Source organism: Streptomyces sp. UNOC14_S4 (genome assembly GCF_020740835.1).
In the GTDB taxonomy this organism is placed as follows: domain Bacteria; phylum Actinomycetota; class Actinomycetes; order Streptomycetales; family Streptomycetaceae; genus Streptomyces.
The window spans coordinates 1-1,444 of sequence record NZ_JAINFC010000907.1; the positions used below are offsets into that span (position 1 = coordinate 1).

Annotated in this window: 2 protein-coding genes; both read right to left on the reverse strand. The window is 72.8% G+C overall.

Annotated elements, in window-relative coordinates; translation table 11 throughout:
- Positions 1-29: 29 nt before the first annotated feature.
- On the reverse strand, positions 30-527 hold the full coding sequence (locus tag K6I34_RS36915) for a cobalamin B12-binding domain-containing protein (RefSeq protein ID WP_229332381.1): 498 nt from the start codon (positions 525-527) through the stop codon (positions 30-32).
- Positions 524-1,306, reverse strand: a complete 783-nt coding sequence (locus tag K6I34_RS36920) for a thioesterase II family protein (RefSeq protein WP_229332382.1) — start codon at positions 1,304-1,306, stop codon at positions 524-526. The genes K6I34_RS36915 and K6I34_RS36920 overlap by 4 nt, the downstream gene beginning before the upstream one ends.
- Positions 1,307-1,444 lie beyond the last annotated feature (138 nt).

Genomic DNA, 1,444 nt, shown 5'->3' on the forward strand with positions numbered 1-1,444 from the left:
GGCGTCGTCCATCGGGCGGGCGTCGCCCATCAGGCGGAGGTGGTCTGGAGGGGCTGGCGGGCCGCGCGGCCGTGGCGCGGGACGACGGAGCCGACGAACTCCTCGAACACGCCGAGGTCGACGGGCTCCAGGAAGACGGCGGAGAAGCCCGCCGCGCGCAGGCGCCGGGCGACCGCGCCGGGGCTGTTCTCGCCCCGGGCCAGGTCGGCCGTGCCGTGGGTGCCGAGTTTGCCGCCGATGACGACGGGGGTGCCGGCGAGCTCCCGCGAGGCGCGCAGGGCGGCGACGGCCCGCAGTCCGTCGCTCTCGCCGTGGCCGTTGACGCTGCTGAGGACGATGAGGTCGGGGGCCCGGTAGGCGTAGCGCTCGACGATGTCCCGGCCCGCGACGCACGGGCCGAGGTTCTCCACCCGGTGGCCCCAGCCTTCGAGGAGCAGTTGGAGATAGACGAGGTTCCAGGTGTGGGAGTCGGACTCGGTGCCGCTCACGACGACGTCGAGTGTGCCGGGTGTGCTGTGGCTGTTCATACGCCCGCTCCTGTGGGGGTGTTCAGGGCCGCGATGTGCCGCGGCAGGGTGCGCCAGATGTCGGGGGTGTAGAAGTGGCCGCCGGGCAGGACGTCGTGCCGGTAGTCGCCGAGGGCCAGGCCGCGCCACCGCTCGCCCGCGTCGGCCTCGATGACGGCGTCGTCCGACGCCGAGAGCATCTGGAGAGGGGCGCGGACCTTGGCGCCCGGTGTGTGGCGGAAGGTGTCGCGGACCTGGATGTCCGCGCGCATCAGCTCCAGGGCCATGTCCTCGAGGTCGGAGTTGCCCAGGACGTGCTCGGGCATCAGGCCGTTGCTCTTCATCCAGGTCAGGAGCTCGGCGTCGGTGTCCTGCCGGGCCGGGAACATGTCCCGGGGGGTGAGGCCGCGGTCGGGGGCGTTGCAGGAGGAGACGACCAGCGCCTCGGGCGCGGGGCCGTCGCCGCGCTCCAGGCGGGTGGCGACCTCGAAGGCCATCCAGCCGCCCATGCTGTGCCCGAACAGGACGTACGGGCCGCCGTCGAGGCCCTCGACGGCGGAGAGCACCGTCGCGGTGGCGTCGGCGGCCAGTTCCTCCCAGTCGGTGGCGCAGTCCTCCAGGAACCGGCCTTCCCTGCCGGGATAGCAGACGGCGGCGAGCGCCGCTCCCTCCGGGAGGGCGGGTGTCCACTGGTGGTAGGAGCCGGTGCCGCCGCCGCAGAAGCCGAGACAGATGAGGGTGCGGGTGGTTTTTTCGGGGGTGTGGATCCGGATGACTTTTGTGTCCTGGTTGGGGGTCACGCGCTTTCTTTCTTCCGGGGTGATGGGTTCTGTTGTCCTCGGGTGCGCCTGACGGGGTGCCTCCTGGGCTGCGCGCGCGGCTGCGGGTCGTTTTCGGCTGGGCGCGCAGTTCCCCGCGCCCCTGACGGGGGCGGAGCC